Below are 13,123 nucleotides of genomic sequence, written 5' to 3' on the forward strand. Positions count from 1 at the left end.
GGTCCTCGGTCGGCTTGGGCTGGGCGTAACGCACGGTCGGGCGTACCACGGCCCAGCGCTGGCCCACCTGGGCATCCGCCAGGCGCACGTAGACGGTGTCGCCACCGGACACCGGCAGGCGGCGGCGGGCGCGCTGGAGTGGCTGAAGACCAACTCCGCCACCTGGTCCAACCGGAACCCGGCCGCCCTGGCCACCCTGGTCCTGACCGCCCACGCCACGGGCACCGACCCGAAGGCCTTCGGCGGCGTCGACCTGGTGGCGGCGCTGAACGCGACCGGCCCGGCCCCGCAGCAGCCGGACGCGCAGGCGCAGAAGGTGGAGAACAAGAACGACAAGACCGGCTCGGGCGGCCAGAACCTGTGGTGGATCATCGGCGCGGGCGCCGCGGCCGGCATGGGCATCGGCATCCTACTGAGCGGCCGCCGCAAGAAGAACGAGCTGTGAGCCCCCGCCGTCCGCGGGGCCGGGGCCGGGGCCTGGTCGGCCTGCTGGCCGCCCTGGGCCTGCTGCTGACCCTGTTCGCGGCCTCCCCGGCCCTGGCGGCGAGCTACCGCTACTGGTCGTTCTGGCAGGGCTCGGGCGGGAACTGGGGGTACGCGACCGAGGGCCCGTCCACGGCCCGGCCCGCGGACGGCACCACGCTCGGCTTCCGCTTCTCGGTGAGCAAGGACGCCGGCGCCGAGGCCGCCAAGCCGCGCGCCGCGGCCGACTTCGAGGCCGTCTGCGGCGGCACCGGCGCGGTGGAGGGCCGCAAGCGGGTCGCGCTGGTCCTCGACTTCGGCGTGCCCGGCGACGCCCCCGCCGGGGAGGCCCCGCCGCAGGAGGCCCCGCGCACGGCCTGCGCCCAGGTGGCCCCGGACGCCACGGCGGCCGAGGCGCTGGCCTCGGTGGCGAAGCCGCTGCGCTACAACGGCGCGGCGCTGCTGTGCGCGATCTCCGGCTACCCGAAGTCGGGCTGCGGCGAGCCCATCGCCGACGCAGCGCAGCCGAAGCCTTCCGCCTCCGCTTCCGCCGCCGCCCCCTCCCCGGGCGGGGGCTCCGGCCCGTCGGCGGGCCTGGTCGCGGGCGTGGCGGCGGTGGCCGCCCTGGGCACGGCAGCCGTCTGGCAGTCCCGCCGCCGCAGGCGATGACAAACCCCACGACAGACACCCCGCCCCCCGAGGGCCCCGGCACCACCGGGGCCACCCGCACCCGGCATACGGTCCGCACGGGTGGTGCGGGTGGGAACACCGGCCGGCCGCAGGCCGGGCGCATCACCCACGGCCCCGCGGCCGACGGCGCGACCCCGCCCGGGCCCGGCTCCGCAGGGGCCGGTCGGGGGTCGCACGGGCCCTCGTACAAGAAGGGACGGCCCTGGCGGGCTCCCGCGGCACGGCGCGGGAACGCCCTGCACGCGGGGGCCTGGTGGCTGTGGGCCCTGGGGCTCGCGACCGCCGCCTCCCGGACCACCAATCCGCTGCTGCTCGGGCTGATCGTCGGCGTCGCCGGGTACGTGGTCGCCGCCCGCCGCACCGAGGCGCCGTGGGCCCGCTCCTACGGGGCCTTCGTGCGGCTCGGCCTGTTCGTCATCGGGCTGCGGCTGCTGTTCTCCGCCCTGCTGGGCTCCCCCGTCCCCGGCGCGCACACCCTGTTCACCCTGCCGGAGCTCCCGCTGCCGGCCTGGGCGCAGGGCATCCGGTTCGGCGGCCGGGTCACCGCCGAGCAGCTGGTCTTCGCCTTCTACGACGGGGCGAAGCTGGCGACCCTGCTGATCTGCGTCGGTGCGGCCAACGCCCTGGCCAATCCGGCGCGGCTGCTGAAGTCGCTGCCGGCCGCGCTGTACGAGGCGGGCGTGGCCGTGGTCGTGGCCATGACCTTCGCGCCGAACATGGTCGCGGACGTGGCCCGGCTGCGGACCGCCCGCCGGCTGCGCGGCCGTCCCACGGGCGGGGTGCGGGCGGTCCTGCAGATCGGGCTGCCGGTGCTGGAGGGCGCGCTGGAGCGTTCGGTGGCCGTCGCCGCCTCGATGGACGCACGCGGATACGGGCGCACGGCGCAGGTCCCGCCCGCGGTGCGGCACACCACCAACGCCCTCGTGCTGGGCGGCCTCCTCGGCCTGTGCGCGGGCACCTACGCCCTCCTCGCGGCGGAGGGCGCCGGCTACGGGCTGCCGCTGCTCGGCGTCGGCCTGGTCCTGGCCCTGGCCGGGCTGCGGCTGGGCGGGCGGCGCAGCATCCGCACCCGGTACCGGCCCGACCGGTGGGGCGCGCGCGCCTGGCTGGTGGCCGGGTCGGGGGCGGCGGTGGCGGCCCTCCTCGTCCACGCGGGGTCGGTGGACCCCGAGGGGCTGCAGCCGGGCGTGGTCCCGCTGGTGGCCCCGGGGCTGCCGCTGTGGCCGGCGGCGGCGGTCCTGATCGGGCTGCTCCCGGCGTTCGTGGCCCCCGTACCCTCCCCTTCCTCCAAGGAGCCGTCCCGTTGATCCGCTTCGACCAGGTCTCGGTGACGTACGAGGGGGCGGCGCGGCCGTCCCTGTGCGACGCCGACTTCACCCTGCCGGAAGGGGAGCTGACCCTGCTCGTCGGCCCGTCGGGGGTGGGCAAGTCGACCCTGCTGGGGGCCGTGTCCGGGCTGGTCCCGCACTTCACGGGCGGCACGCTGCGGGGGCGGGTGACGGTCGCCGGGCGCGACACCCGCACGCACCTGCCGCGCGAGCTCGCGGACGTGGTGGGCACGGTGGGGCAGGATCCGCGGGCCCACTTCGTGACGGACGTGGTGGAGGACGAGCTGGCCTACGGCATGGAGTCGCTGGGCCTGCCGCCCGCGGTGATGCGCCGCCGGGTGGAGGAGACCCTGGACCTGCTGGGCCTGAACGAACTCCGCGACCGCCCGATCGCGACGCTCTCGGGCGGGCAGCAGCAGCGGGTGGCGATCGGCTCGGTCCTGACGACGCACCCGAAGGTGCTGGTCCTGGACGAGCCGACCTCCGCCCTGGACCCGGCGGCGGCGGAGGAGGTGCTGGCCGTGCTGCAACGCCTGGTCCACGACCTCGGCACGACGGTCCTGATGGCGGAACACCGCCTGGAACGGGTCGTCCAGTACGCCGACCGCGTCCTGCTCCTCCCCTCCCCCGGCGAGCCGCCGCTCCTGGGCACCCCGTCCGAGGTCATGGCCGTCTCCCCGGTCCACCCCCCGGTGGTCTCCCTGGGCCGCCTGGCGGGCTGGACCCCCCTCCCCCTGTCGGTCCGCGACGCCCGCCACGCGTCCGCTCCGCTACGGGCCCGGCTGTCGGGCCATACCCCGGGCCCGGGTGGCGGGGAGCAGCTCCGCGCAGCGGCCCCCACCGCACCCACACCCGCACCCACACCCGCACCCGCACCCGCACCGGCACCGGCATCCGCACCCACCCGCCGCCGCCTCCTGGCCCGCCTCACCCGACGCACCCCGGCCACCGCGACGGCCGACACCCCCACCGGCGCCCCCGGCGCCCCCGGCGCCACCGCAGCCACCGCCACAGCCCTCGGCATCCGCCGCGCCCGCGCGGAGGTGCTCCACGACGTCACCCTCACCGTCGCCCCCGGCGAGACCATCGCCCTCATGGGCCGCAACGGCGCCGGCAAGTCGACCCTCCTCGCCGCCCTCACCGGCACCCTCGCCCCCACCACCGGCCAGGTCACGGTCGGCGGCCGCACCCCCCACCGCACCCCGCCGCCGGAGATGGTCCGCCGCGTCGGCCTGGTCCCGCAGGAGCCCCGCGACCTCCTCTACGCCGACACCGTCGCCGCCGAGTGCGCCGCGGCCGACGCCGACGCCGGGGCAGCGCCCGGGACCTGCCGGGCCCTGGTCGCCACCCTGCTGCCCGACGTGCCGGACGGGACCCACCCCCGGGACCTGTCCGAGGGCCAGCGGCTCACGCTCGCCCTCGCCCTGGTCCTCACCGCCCGGCCGGCCCTGCTCCTCCTGGACGAGCCCACCCGCGGCCTGGACTACGCCGCCAAGGCCCGCCTGGTCGAGACCCTGCGCGCCCTCGCCGCCGACGGGCACGCCATCGTCCTCGCCACGCACGACGTGGAGCTCGCCGCGGAGCTGGCGCACCGCGTCGTCATCCTGGCGGGCGGTGAGGTCGTCGCCGACGGGCCGACCGCCGAGGTCGTGGTGTCCTCGCCCGCCTTCGCCCCGCAGGTGGCGAAGGTCCTGGCCCCGGGCCACTGGCTCACGGTCTCCCAGGTGGCCGCCGCCCTGGCCGCCACGGAGGCCACCTCGTGACCCCCCGCCCCGTCCGCCCCGTCCGTATAGGCCCCCGCGCCGCCGCGGCCCTGGTGCTCGTCACCCTCATCGGCGTCGCCGCCTTCGGCTGGCCCCTGCTGGCGGACGCGCAGTCCGGTCTGGCGCACTCCCAGGACGCCCCCTGGCTGTTCGCCGCGCTGCTCCCCCTCCTCGTGGCCGTCGTCGTCGCGACCATCGCCGACCAGGGGATGGACGCCAAGGCGGTGGCGATGCTCGGGGTGCTCGCCGCCGTCGGGGCGGCGCTGCGCCCGCTGGGGGCGGGTACGGCCGGCCTGGAGCCCATGTTCTTCCTGATGGTGCTCAGCGGTCGCGTCCTCGGCCCCGGCTTCGGCTTCGTCCTCGGCGCCGTCACGATGTTCGCGTCCGCCCTGCTCACGGGCGGGGTCGGGCCGTGGATGCCGTTCCAGATGCTGGCCCTGGGGTGGTTCTCGCTGGGTGCCGGGCTGCTGCCCGGGGTGGAGAAGGTACGCGGGCGGGCCGAGCTGGCGATGCTCGCGGCGTACGGGTTCCTGGGCTCGTTCGCGTACGGGACGGTGATGAACCTGCAGGGTTGGGTGCTGCTCCAGGGCATGGGCCAGGGCGTCTCCTTCCATCCGGGCGACCCCGTGCCGGAGAACCTCGCACGCTTCCTCGCGTACTGCCTGGCCACCTCGCTGGGCTGGGACCTGGGGCGGGCCGCCCTGACCGTCGTCCTGACGCTCACCCTCGGGGGCACGCTGCTGAGGGCGCTGCGGCGGGCGACTCGGAAAGCCGCGTTCGAAGCGGCGGTCTCCTTCGATTCACCGGGTGGGAGTGGTCCGGGCCACGCACCCGAGGGGGTACGGGTGGACACGTGCGGTGACATCGGGGGCCTCGGGCGGTGAGGCGGCCCACAGGACCCACGTCACATCCGGCCCCGCCTAGTAGCCCCGCCACGCCCCCCGCCCCCGCCTCCCACCAGCGGGAACGCCCTCCCGCCCGGGGCGGGACCTTCCGCCCGGTCCCCGAGGGCGGTTAGTAGGAGGGGGGCGTTGCCAGGGCGTCGGGGGCCTGGCTAACTGGTGTTGTCGCCGAGGCGGCCGGGGCGCACCGCCCCCCGCCCAGCGAGCCCCCTCTCCCCGTGTGAGCGGCTCCCGTGTGCTCCGGCACGCGGTGCGACCGTCCCTGTCCCCGTCGGAAGGTTCCTCCGTGTCCAACGCCGTCATCCGCCGCATCGCCGCTTCGAAGAAGACCCTCGCCGGTACCGTCCTCGCCCTGGGCGTCGCGGGCTCGATGCTCGCCACCGTCCCCGCGCAGGCCGCCCCGACGAGCGCCAAGGCGATCGCCCAGCAGATGATCAAGGACCCGGCGCAGTTCGCGGCCTTCGACAAGATCGTCACCCACGAGAGCGGCTGGGACTACACCGCCACCAACTCCTCCTCCGGCGCCTACGGCCTGGTCCAGGCCCTCCCGGCGTCGAAGATGTCCTCCGCCGGCTCGGACTGGAAGACCAACCCCGCCACCCAGATCAAGTGGGGCCTGGACTACATGAACGAGCGCTACGGCAGCCCCGTCGGCGCCTGGAACTTCTGGCAGAACAACCACTGGTACTAAGCCGCCGCACCGGCGCACAGGCCAGTCGCATCGAACGCCCGGCGGGACTTCCCGGCCGGGCCTTTCGGTGTGTCCGGGTGCGCCGGCGGCCGGCTTCGTGATTGCCTCGTCCTGCGGACGGGGCACCGCCGCACACCCACTGCGAAGGCGGTGACGCCGTGCTGGTCTACTCCATGAGCGTCTCGGTGGACGGGTTCATCACCGACCGCCAGGGCGCGTTCGACTGGTCGGGCCCCGACGACGAGCAGTTCCGGGTCCACCTGGAGCAGACGCGCGAGCTCGGCGGGTTCCTGTGCGGCCGCCGGCTCTACGAGTGCATGCTCCCCTGGGAGACGGACCCGTCGCTGCGCGAGGACGAACTCAGGAACGCGTTCGCCGACGTCTGGTGCGCCCTCCCCAAGACCGTCTTCAGCCGCACGCTCGGCAGCGTCCGCGGCAACGCCCGGCTCGCCATGCTCACGGTGGCCGAGGAGGCCGCGGCGGCGCGCGAGGCGACCGCCAAGGACGTCGGGATCGGCGGCGCCGGACTGGCGGCGATGGCGATCGAGCTCGGCCTCGTCGACGAACTGCGCATGTTCCGCTACCCGGTCGTCGTCGGCGACGGCACGCCCTTCCTGCCGCCGGTCCACGAGGACATCCGGCTGAACCTCCTGGAGACCCGGACGTTCGGCTCCCGCGTCGTCTACGAACGCTACGAACGCGCCCGCGACCACACGTCCTGACCGGCACGTGCCGCTGGGCCGCGCGGCCCGCCGCCGGTCTGACCGGCGGCGGGGGCGGTGCCGCCTCAGGCGGAGGGGGCGTCCGGCGCCAGGGCCTGCTTGACCTGCTGGGCCACGCGGGCCGCGTCCTCGGGGTTGTTCACCACGTCCGTGTGGTTCATGTCGATCACGAGGACCCGGCTGGCCGAGTAGTGCTTGTGCACCCAGTCGTCGTACCCCGACCACAGCGTCCGGTAGTACTCCACCAGGCCCTCGTCCTGCTCGAAGTCACGGCCCCGCAGCCCGATGCGGTGCAGCACCGTCTCGAAGTCCGCCTTGAGGTAGACCATGAGGTCCGGGGCCTTGCGGTAGGGCAGGCCGTCGATCTCGCGCATCATCTCGTCGAGCAGCCCCTCGTACACCTGCATCTCGAGGGAGCTGATGCGGCCCAGGTCGTGGTTGACCTTGGCGAAGTACCAGTCCTCGTAGATGGACCGGTCGAGCACGTTGTCGCCCTGCTTGTACGCCTCCTTGATCGCGGCGAACCGCGTCTGGAGGAAGTAGAGCTGGAGCAGGAAGGGGTACCGCTTCGCCTGGATCTCTTCGGGGCTCGCCGTGTAGAAGAGGGGCAGGATCGGGTTGTCCTCCACGCTCTCGTAGAAGACCTCGCTGCCGAGCTCCTTGGCGATCAGTTCGGCCACGGTCGTCTTGCCGATCCCGATCATGCCTCCGACGCAGATCACTGGCATACCTCACTTCTCCCTGGGGATCTTCTGTTCGCGGGGCGGGCGGGTTGGGCGCCCCACACCACCGAGACGCCTGCCGGCGGCCACTCGATTCCCCAGGATCTTCATGATCAGCTTTGTGGTCCCCGCCCGGACCGAGGCCGCGACGCGGGCCGCCCCCTCGACCGGTCGGACCGACCGTTCCGCAGTCGCCGCATCAGCGACGGCCACCGCCCCGTGGCCGCTCAGAAGCATAAATGATGGTTCGCCCCCCGCCCGCCAGAGCGCCTGCTGCCCGGTGAGGTGAACCCGTACCCCGGATGGCGGCGCGGGCGGGCGGCAGCGGTGGCAGGCGACCCCGGCGCGCACCAGGCTCGTTGGCGGGGGCGAGCGCGAGGGAAGGGCGGCCGTCGATGTCTCAAGCCGAGGAGCAGGGGCTCAGCGGGGCCCCGACCGTCGGGCACCTGAAGTCGGTGCTCACGCGCACCCATGTGCTGCCGGCGTTCCTGGTCCTCACGGTCATGATGGTGGCCCTGTGGCTCATGGGCATGCCGTTCCTGCAGGCCCTGACGATCTCCACCGGGGTGAAGATCGCGGTGGCGCTGCTCGCGTTCCGCCCCCGGGCTCCGCAGGAACCGCCCGCGTAGCCGTCGCCGTTGCCGCCCGGCGGAAGTGGCCGGATGTGAACGTCCGGCTTGGGCTTGTGGATCATCGACCGTTAACCTCCCGCTAGTTGCTCAAGTCAACCAATAGGGACGGGTATGGACGCCGACACCACCGGACTCTTCCGCAGCCACGTGGAAGAGATCCTCGACACCCTGGAGAAGGAACCGGACCGCGAGGCCCTCGTGCACCACGACCGGCGCCTGACCGCCGGTGAACTGCGCGGCCTCGTCCACGCCATGGCGCGGGCCCTGCGCTCCCAGGGGGTGGAGCGGGGCCGGACGGTCACCCTCCTCGCCGGCAACCTCCCCGAGACGATCGCGGCCCGCTACGCGGCCGGGCTGCTCGGCTGCGCCGTGAACCACCTCTACGCCGGTCTTTCGGCCGAAGTGCACGCCGACATCCTCCGGGACGTGGAGACCGGCGTGCTGGTGGTCGATCCCGCCTACGCCGAGCGCGCCGCCGACCTGGCGCGGCGGGTGCCGCTGGAACGGGTGCTGTTCCTCGGCCCGGGCGACGGCTCCGGCGCCGGCCTGGGCGCCGACCTGCTGGAGCTGGCGGCCGGGGAGTCCGCCGAGGCCTTACAGGGCGCCGCGCGTCCCCAGGACATCTGCACGATCCGCCACACCGGCGGCACCACGGGCCACCCCAAGGCCATCTGCACCACCTTCGAGCAGTGGGTGTCGATCGGCCCCGACTGGTCGGAGGAGGGGCGGGTCAGGGCCCTGGCGTGCACCACCCTCGCGCATGCGGCCGGCTTCATGGCGGACGCCACCCTGCACCGGGGCGGCACGGTGGTCCTGCTGGACGGGTTCGAACCCGGCGCCGTGCTGGCCGCCATCGAGCGCGAGCGCATCACCCACACCTTCCTGCTGCCGCCGCTCCTCTACCAGTTGACGGACCACCCCGACGTGGACCGCACCGACACCTCCAGCCTGCGCACGCTCACCTACGGCGGCTGCGCCTCCTCCCCGGCCCGCCTCGCGGCGGCGGTCCGCCGCTTCGGCCCCGTGCTGAACCAGTTCTACGGCCAGAACGAGGCGGGCGGCATCAGCATGCTCTCCCCCCAGGACCACGACCCGCTGCGCCCGGAGCTGCTGCGCACCGCCGGGAAGGTCATGGACGGCGTCGAGGTCGCCGTCCGCGACCCGGAAGGGCGCCCCCTGCCCACCGGCGGGCACGGAGAGATCTGCGTCCGCTCCCCGCACGTGATGAAGGGCTACTGGAAGCAGCCCGGACTCACCGCGGAGGTACTGCGGGACGGCTGGCTGCACACCGGCGACATCGGGTTCGTGGACCAGGACGGCTACATCACGATCGTGGACCGGATCAAGGACATGATCGTGGTCGTGGGCGGCCACGTGTACACCGTGGAACTGGAGGACGTGCTGAACTCCCACCCCCAGGTCCTGCAGAGCGCGGTCCTCGGGGTCCCCGACGCCAACCGCATGGAACGGGTGCACGCGGTCGTCGTCCGCACCCGGGGCGGCGACGTCGGGGAGGAGGAGCTGCGCACCCTGGTGCGCGAGCGCAAGGGCGCCATGTACGAGCCCGAGAGCATCGTCTTCGTCGACGAACTGCCCCTCACCGACGCGGGAAAGCCCGACAAGAAGCTGCTCCGCGGCCGGGCGGCCGAGCCGGTCGGGCCGGTCCGGTCGGTCGGGCAGGTCTGAGCACGCCGGACGCGGCCCCCGGCCCGGTCGAGCCGGGGGCCTTCCCGGTGCGTCCGGGGGTCAGCCCTCGATGCGGTGCTGGGTCCAGAACGAGGTCAGGTCCGTGGGCGACACCGCCTGGGCGGCCGCCTTGAACTCGGCCGTGGTGGAGACGCCGTACCAGTGGGAGGCGGCGTAGTCCTTCAGCAGCTTGGCCATGACGCTGTCGCCGAGCTGGCGCCGCAGGTCGTGCAGGGCGCACTTGCCGTACCCGTACACGACGGTGGAGTACCGCGAGGAGTTCGCGTCCCAGTAGGCCATCGAGTTGGTGATCTTCTCGGCCGAGGACGCCCACGAGACGCCGTTCCAGCAGTTCGTGCCCGTCTTGCCCTGCGCCAGGTCGGTGGCGTAGTCGGTGAACGCCTCGTCGAGCCAGGGGCTCGCGTACTCGTCGTCGCCGACGATGCCGTAGAACCACTGGTGGCCGATCTCGTGGGTCAGCGCCGTGGTGCTCACCAGGTCGAGGACGAAGCCGGGGTACTCCATGCCCCCGAACCAGTAGTTGTTGTCGATGACCGCGTCCAGCTCACCGTACGGGTACGCGCCGAACCGCGCCGCGTGCGCGTCGACCGCGCTCTTGGCGGTGCTCAGCATCGACTGGGCGTCGCTCGAACTGATCCCGGACACGGAGTAGATGTTGATCGGCGTGCCCGCGGCCGAGGTCCCCGAGATCTTGCTGAACGGTCCGGCGCCCCAGGCGAAGTCGCGCACCTTGGCGGCGGTCGCCCTGGTGACCGTGCGTCCGCTCGTGCCGGGGGTGTCGGTCGAGGTTCCGGTGGCCGGGACCAGCAGGCCGCTCGGGTGGTCGAGGGTCACGTCGAAGTCGGAGGCCAGGGAGTAGAACGACTCCCCGTTGTTGGTGTACGGGTCCAGGTGCCAGCCCGCGCCGTCCCGGACGGCGAGCACCGGCAGGGCGTTGCCGATGTTGGCGAACGCCCCGTCGTGGCCGAACCGGTCCGCGCCGCTCGGCACGGTGATCGACAGGTCGAAGCCGATCGTGGCGCTCTGGCCCTGGTTGAGCGGGGCGGGCAGGGTGATCTTCAGGGCGGTGCAGGCGACCGAGAGCGCGCCGGCCGTGCCGCCGGTGACGTTGGTGACGGCGATCGGCATGGCCTGGCAGGTGCCGTGGTAGTTGTCCCAGAGCCTCAGGTACACCTCGTTCAGCGGGGTGGCGGAGGCGTTGGTGAACGAGGCGGTCTCGTGGCCGGTCCACACGAAGCCGCTCGTGTCGCTGCTGAGGTTCACGGTGTACGAGGGCGCGGCCGGGGTGCGGGTGGAGTCCGTCGGCGGGACCGTGCCTCCGGAGGTGTCGAGGGCGATGTCGTCGACGACGAAGCTGGTCTGGAGGCTGGAGTCCTCCGAGCCGGTGAACGCGACCGTCACGGTCTGCCCGGCGAAGGCGGAGACGTCGAACGACTTCTGCGCGTACCCGGTGTTCTTGTCGAGGTTCGAGTACGTCGCGAGCGTGGTGCTGCCGATCTTCGCGGTCAGGGTGTCGTACTTGACGGAGGTGGTCCGCTCGGCGGTGTCGACGTGCAGCCAGAAGGTGAGGGTGGCGGTGCTGCATCCCGCCGGGACGGTGACGCTCTGGGAGAGGGTGTCGGTGTGGGTGGTGCCGACGCCGTTCAGCCAGGCGAACCAGCCGCCGGAGTGGGCGCTCTGCCCCGTGCGGTTGGTGATCAGCCCGGTCTGCGACTGGCTCCAGGGCGAAGTGCCGCTCTCGAAGCCGCCGTTGGCGACCGCCTGGGTCGGGGTGCAGGCGGCGGCCCGCTGTGCGGGGGCGGCGTGCGGGGCGGTGGCCTGCGGCGTGGTGTCGCGGGCCGGGGCGGCGGCGGCCGGTGCGGCGGGGAGCAGCGCGGCCGCGGCCAGCGCGGCGACGGCGCTCATGGTGGCGGCGAAGGCCTTGTGGGGGGTGGCTCTCACACGTAACTCCTTCTCGGCGGCCGGGATCCCGGCCGGCTCGGTGGTCGCCCCGCCCGGCCGGGTGGGCCGGCGGGCGACCGCGGGGGCGGCCCGCTCGCGCGGGCGCCGTTGGTGAGGCGCACCGGGCCCCTGGTTCGGGGAACGGCGCTACGCAGCCTCGCAGCGTTGACCGGAACATGCCATCCAGTAACAGGTAAAGCGTTCCTCCCCGTTGGCCCGCGAACCGCACCGCCCGGCCCGGCCGGCCCTGCCCGGAGGCTACGGGGCCCGGGGCGCGGGCGGCGGCAGATCCTCCGGTCCGGAGCCCCGTGGGCCGGCGATCCGCCCGGGATGGCCTAGCGGTCGGGCCGGGGGCGGAGCTCAGGGGCGGGCGAAGGGCTGGTCCCGCTTCAGGTAGTCCCCCGAGGGGCAGCCCGCGTCCGCGTCCAGGGTGGGGCACATGACGGGGTCCGTGGTGTCGCCGAAGTCCCCGTAGAGGAAGACCGACGCCTCGCACGCCGGGTCCCCGGTGAAGGTCAGCCGAAGGGTGGAACCCCGTACGGCGGTTTCGTCGGGGCCGGGGAGGTCGCGGCCCTCGGAGCGGTCGACGAAGGCCCAGCGGCCGGTGGACGGCGCCTCGGGGCGGCCGCAGTGCGCCAGCGCCTCTACCTTGTCGAGACCCGTGCCGGTGAAGGTGTGCTCCGCGGAGAAGGCCAGGGACGTCCCCTCGGGGCTGGTCCACGTCCCCGCCAGTTGCTCCTGCGGGATCTCGGCCGCGTGGACCGCCGCACCGAGCCCGCACGACGCGGTCAGGGCCACCCCGGCCGCCGCGAGCAGGGCCGAATGCCATCGGGGTGCGTGGTTGCTCAGCCGCATGCCGACACCGGGCAGAGATCGACCTTGGTGATGCCGGGCAGCCGGGTGATCTCGGTCCGCAGCTTCTCCCGCTCCGATGCCGTGAGGTGTTCCTGGAAGCGGACGTCCATGTAGGAGCCTTCCCAGGAGTCCGTCTCCGTCACTCCGGTGGCCCCGAGCGGGATCAGGCGCTGCGAGACACCCTCCAGGCGGTGGATTCCGGGCTGGGTGACGGCACGGTAGGTGTGGGGCTCGGCCAGTGCGGGGGCGATGTAGAGGTACCAGACGAAGGCGGCGTAGCCGGCGAGGGCGGCCGTGCCGACGGCGGCCCCCAGGCCGCCGGCCACCTTGGCGATGACGGGCCGTTGGCGCGGGTCCGCGAGCGCGGCGCACAGGAGGAGCAGCGCCGAGGGCCAGTACACGAACATCGCGAACATGACGCCCAGCACCCCCCATGCGAGGAGCCCGAGCCCCACGCCCACGCAGGTGGCGACCAAGTGCTGCGGCCGTCTGAGCGTCAGGAGGGGGAGGGTTGTGGCCAGGCACGTCACCACGAACAGGGCGCCGATCCCCGACGTGAACCCCCAGACCGTGACGGGCACGGCGATGACGGCCGCGGCCACGGCCAGGGCCGACTGCAACCGGTGCGCGGCCGGCGTCGCGCCGGCTTCTGTCCCGTCGACGTCCATGGTCTCCCCCTGCTGCTTTGAACACATTCAACTGAACGCG

General features: G+C 73.9%; 13 protein-coding genes. 9 read left to right on the top strand and 4 right to left on the bottom strand.

What is annotated here, in order from left to right; genetic code table 11:
• The 7 genes from ACFVXK_RS17955 to ACFVXK_RS17985 form a co-directional block, all read left to right on the top strand.
• The coding region (locus ACFVXK_RS17955; RefSeq protein ID WP_389612740.1) for an LPXTG cell wall anchor domain-containing protein at nt 1-445 on the top strand (445 nt) is incomplete at its 5' end.
• The gene (locus ACFVXK_RS17960; RefSeq protein WP_389612742.1) at nt 442-1,131 is read left to right on the top strand and encodes an SCO2322 family protein; all 690 of its coding nucleotides are present in this window, start codon (nt 442-444) and stop codon (nt 1,129-1,131) included. The genes ACFVXK_RS17955 and ACFVXK_RS17960, both read left to right, overlap by 4 nt.
• Nucleotides 1,128-2,459, top strand: coding sequence for an energy-coupling factor transporter transmembrane component T (locus tag ACFVXK_RS17965; protein WP_389612744.1), 1,332 nt, complete (start codon nt 1,128-1,130; stop codon nt 2,457-2,459). Before ACFVXK_RS17960 ends, ACFVXK_RS17965 begins: the two co-directional genes overlap by 4 nt.
• Nucleotides 2,456-4,243, top strand: a complete 1,788-nt coding sequence (locus tag ACFVXK_RS17970) for an ABC transporter ATP-binding protein (RefSeq protein WP_389612746.1) — start codon at nt 2,456-2,458, stop codon at nt 4,241-4,243. The genes ACFVXK_RS17965 and ACFVXK_RS17970 overlap by 4 nt, the downstream gene beginning before the upstream one ends.
• Nucleotides 4,240-5,127: an ECF transporter S component gene (locus ACFVXK_RS17975; RefSeq protein ID WP_389612748.1), complete on the top strand. Its 888-nt coding sequence runs from the start codon at nt 4,240-4,242 to the stop codon at nt 5,125-5,127. The genes ACFVXK_RS17970 and ACFVXK_RS17975 overlap by 4 nt, the downstream gene beginning before the upstream one ends.
• Nucleotides 5,128-5,431: 304 nt before the next feature.
• Nucleotides 5,432-5,836 (top strand): transglycosylase SLT domain-containing protein, encoded by a 405-nt coding sequence (locus tag ACFVXK_RS17980; RefSeq protein WP_389612750.1) that lies wholly within the window; start codon nt 5,432-5,434, stop codon nt 5,834-5,836.
• A 158-nt stretch (nt 5,837-5,994) separates the two neighbouring features.
• Nucleotides 5,995-6,558: a dihydrofolate reductase family protein gene (locus ACFVXK_RS17985; RefSeq protein ID WP_389612752.1), complete on the top strand. Its 564-nt coding sequence runs from the start codon at nt 5,995-5,997 to the stop codon at nt 6,556-6,558.
• A 65-nt stretch (nt 6,559-6,623) separates the two neighbouring features.
• On the opposite strand, the gene ACFVXK_RS17990 is transcribed toward ACFVXK_RS17985, so the two are convergent.
• Nucleotides 6,624-7,286 (bottom strand): deoxynucleoside kinase, encoded by a 663-nt coding sequence (locus tag ACFVXK_RS17990; protein ID WP_389612754.1) that lies wholly within the window; start codon nt 7,284-7,286, stop codon nt 6,624-6,626.
• 389 nt (nt 7,287-7,675) lie between these two features.
• On the opposite strand from ACFVXK_RS17990, the gene ACFVXK_RS17995 reads away from it, so the two are divergent.
• Both ACFVXK_RS17995 and ACFVXK_RS18000 read left to right on the top strand, forming a co-directional pair.
• Entirely contained in the window at nt 7,676-7,909 is a 234-nt protein-coding gene (locus ACFVXK_RS17995) for a hypothetical protein (RefSeq protein ID WP_389612756.1), read from the top strand.
• Nucleotides 7,910-8,023: 114 nt separating this feature from the next.
• Complete coding sequence (locus ACFVXK_RS18000; protein ID WP_389612758.1) at nt 8,024-9,598, top strand: AMP-binding protein; 1,575 nt, start codon at nt 8,024-8,026, stop codon at nt 9,596-9,598.
• Between the two features lie 60 nt (nt 9,599-9,658).
• On the opposite strand, the gene ACFVXK_RS18005 is transcribed toward ACFVXK_RS18000, so the two are convergent.
• The 3 genes from ACFVXK_RS18005 to ACFVXK_RS18015 all read right to left on the bottom strand — a co-directional run bounded on the left by ACFVXK_RS18005 (nt 9,659) and on the right by ACFVXK_RS18015 (nt 13,083).
• On the bottom strand, nt 9,659-11,560 hold the full coding sequence (locus ACFVXK_RS18005; protein ID WP_389612760.1) for a M1 family aminopeptidase: 1,902 nt from the start codon (nt 11,558-11,560) through the stop codon (nt 9,659-9,661).
• Between the two features lie 360 nt (nt 11,561-11,920).
• Entirely contained in the window at nt 11,921-12,415 is a 495-nt protein-coding gene (locus ACFVXK_RS18010) for a hypothetical protein (protein WP_389612762.1), read from the bottom strand.
• Nucleotides 12,406-13,083 carry a hypothetical protein gene (locus ACFVXK_RS18015; protein WP_389612764.1) on the bottom strand — a complete coding sequence of 226 codons (678 nt, stop codon included), beginning with the start codon at nt 13,081-13,083 and terminating at the stop codon, nt 12,406-12,408. The genes ACFVXK_RS18010 and ACFVXK_RS18015 overlap by 10 nt, the downstream gene beginning before the upstream one ends.
• Nucleotides 13,084-13,123 lie beyond the last annotated feature (40 nt).

It is taken from the genome of Streptomyces sp. NPDC058157 (assembly GCF_042884105.1).
In the GTDB taxonomy this organism is placed as follows: domain Bacteria; phylum Actinomycetota; class Actinomycetes; order Streptomycetales; family Streptomycetaceae; genus Streptomyces.

What these genes read in the sequence shown, in the direction of transcription:
- ACFVXK_RS17990 (WP_389612754.1), bottom strand. Translation starts at nt 7,286, where the DNA reads ATGCCAGTGATCTGCGTCGGAGGCATGATCGGGATCGGCAAGACGACC.
- ACFVXK_RS18015 (WP_389612764.1), bottom strand. Translation starts at nt 13,083, where the DNA reads ATGGACGTCGACGGGACAGAAGCCGGCGCGACGCCGGCCGCGCACCGG.
- ACFVXK_RS18010 (WP_389612762.1), bottom strand. Translation starts at nt 12,415, where the DNA reads ATGCGGCTGAGCAACCACGCACCCCGATGGCATTCGGCCCTGCTCGCG.
- ACFVXK_RS18000 (WP_389612758.1), top strand. Translation starts at nt 8,024, where the DNA reads ATGGACGCCGACACCACCGGACTCTTCCGCAGCCACGTGGAAGAGATC.
- ACFVXK_RS17995 (WP_389612756.1), top strand. Translation starts at nt 7,676, where the DNA reads ATGTCTCAAGCCGAGGAGCAGGGGCTCAGCGGGGCCCCGACCGTCGGG.
- ACFVXK_RS17965 (WP_389612744.1), top strand. Translation starts at nt 1,128, where the DNA reads ATGACAAACCCCACGACAGACACCCCGCCCCCCGAGGGCCCCGGCACC.